Annotated in this window: 2 protein-coding genes; both read left to right on the top strand. The window is 34.8% G+C overall.

The features are described 5' to 3' along the window. Positions 1–32: 32 nt before the first annotated feature. Positions 33–986: an HPr(Ser) kinase/phosphatase gene (gene hprK / locus PLA12_14685; protein HOQ33736.1), complete on the top strand. Its 954-nt coding sequence runs from the start codon at positions 33–35 to the stop codon at positions 984–986. A 15-nt stretch (positions 987–1,001) separates the two neighbouring features. Further along, positions 1,002–2,511: DUF1925 domain-containing protein (locus PLA12_14680; protein HOQ33735.1), on the top strand; the 1,510-nt coding region annotated here is incomplete at its 3' end.

Genomic DNA, 2,511 nt, shown 5'->3' with positions numbered 1-2,511 from the left:
GAGATTAATGAATGTGGGAATATGATTTACAGATGAATTTTAGAAAAAGGGGGTCTATTCCTGTAGCCTCACTCTTCAAAGAATCCATTGCATCAGAATTAGGATTGAAAATCATTGCAGGGTTTCAAGGTATTCGTAGGGAGGTATTTACTGCCGATGTAAATCGTCCCGGTTTGGCTTTGACAGGTTATTTGGAATATTTTGCAAATGACAGAATTCAGGTTTTAGGTAATACAGAAATACATTATATTGAACGGCTCTCCCCTGCTGAAATAGAAAATCGCTTGCAATACATGTTTTCATTTGAAATCCCTGCGTTCCTTCTATCTCGTTCATTAGTTCCCCCTCAGATATTTTTAGATATTTGTAACTGCCATGGTGTCCCCGTTCTGCAGTCAAATCTTACAACAGACCAGGTAATTAGCAAAACAATTCTATTCCTTGCGGAAAAGTTTGCCCCGGAAACAACTATCCATGGAACGGTAGTGGATTGTTATGGTATCGGAGTGATTATTGTTGGTGAATCTGGAATTGGTAAAAGCGAGACTGCACTTGAACTTGTTGAGAGAGGTCATCGTCTTGTTGTTGATGATGTAGTGAGATTAAGAAAAGGTATAGAGGATATTGTAATTGCTGAAAGTGACCCTCAATTAGAACATTATATGCATATTCGAGGTATCGGCGTGGTTAATGTATTGTCTGTCTATGGTGCAGGTAGAATCCGTAGAAGAAAACAGGTAGGACTCATTATAGAATTAGTAGAAAAGATGAAAGATTATCATATTATTTTAGATGTATGGCCAGAAAAAGAGATATTAAATGTAAAAGTTCCCTACTTGAAAGTTCCTGTAGGACCGGGACGAAATCTGGCGGTTATTGTAGAAGCAGCTGCATTAAAATGTCGTATGCGGGAATTAGGGATAGACATAGACCAAAAATTTTCAGAGCGTTCTAAACAAGCCACCACCCATCATCCACAAACATAATAGGAAGTAGTATCAATGAATCCATTAAATTTAATTTTTGCTTTACACTCACATCAACCTGTAGGGAATTTTGATTTTGTTTTTGAAAATGCTTATCAAAAAGCCTATTTACCTTTCCTCGAAGTATTGAGAGACTTTCAAGATATTCATATAACTTTACATATAACAGGTCCTATTTGGGATTGGTTAGATAATAACCATCCTGAATTTTATGATTTGGTAAGACACTTTGTAGATAATGGACAAATTGAGTTAATGGGGGGTGCTTTTTATGAACCTTTAATCTGTGCTATTCCCGAAGAAGATGCTTTTAACCAAATTTTATATATGCAGAATTTTTTTAATGAACGATTTGGCAGCAAACCAAGAGGTATGTGGATAGCGGAAAGGGTATGGGAACCTTATTTTCCCAAAATATTAGCGAAAGCAGGTATAGAATATACCGCACTTGATGATACCCATTTTCTAAGTGCCGGCTTAGAACCTAATGATTTATTTGGTTATTACTTAACAGAACATGAAGGGCACATTGTTAAAGTCTTCCCTATTCTTGAAAAATTAAGGTATACAATTCCTTTCCGACCCATTGTAGAAACCATAGATTATTTGAAGGAAAAATCAAATCTCCATAAAAGTGCTTGTGCCGTATTCCATGACGATGGTGAAAAATTTGGTATTTGGCCAGGAACATACCATAGTGTTTATGAAGAAAAGTGGTTATATAACTTTTTTGAATCTGTTACGAAAGAGAAGGAATGGTTAAAGGCTATTACTTATTCGGAATATATAGACAAAAATCCTCCTACCGGTAGAGTATATCTGCCTTGTGCTTCATACCATGAAATGATGGAGTGGGTTTTGCCTACAAAATCACAAAAAGAATATTTGAAAATAAAGAAAAATTTCCAAAGTGATACAGAACTCTGGGAAAAGACTTCCCGCTATTTCAGAGGTGGTTTTTGGAGAGGTTTCTTATCCAAATATGAAGAATCAAATAATATGCAGAAACGAATGTTAAGAACAAGTCGTAGATTAAATGACTTAATAAACAAAGATGGAGAAAATATTTTACTTAAAAAGGCACAGAGAAAATTATTTCAGGGACAATGTAATTGTGCATACTGGCACGGAGTTTTTGGAGGACTTTATCTCAATCATTTAAGAACGGCGGTATATAGCAATTTAATTGAAAGTGATAAATTAATTGATGAGTATTTAAATATATCTTCTAATTCTCATTCTATCACTACGACAGATTTTAATTGTGATGGGAAAAAAGAAATAATTTTTGAAACGCCTGTTGCTAATTTTTATTTTAGTCCCGAAGACGGTGGGACATTATTTGAATTGGATTACAAACCCAAATCATTTAATTGTATGAATATCCTCTCCCGTAGAGAAGAAGCCTATCATGAAGACCTTTTCCGTGTGGATATATCTCATAATGTAGAAGAGGAGGGACATAAAAGTATTCATGAGTTAGTTAAGGCAAAGGAAAAAGGATTAGAAAAGTATCTTATATATG

Source organism: Candidatus Hydrogenedens sp. (assembly GCA_035378955.1).
Taxonomy (GTDB): domain Bacteria; phylum Hydrogenedentota; class Hydrogenedentia; order Hydrogenedentales; family Hydrogenedentaceae; genus Hydrogenedens.
The sequence above is the reverse complement of the archived record's forward strand: the minus strand, read 5'-3'. Positions and strand labels throughout refer to the sequence as shown.

What these genes read in the sequence shown, in the direction of transcription:
- hprK (HOQ33736.1), top strand. Translation starts at nt 33, where the DNA reads ATGAATTTTAGAAAAAGGGGGTCTATTCCTGTAGCCTCACTCTTCAAA.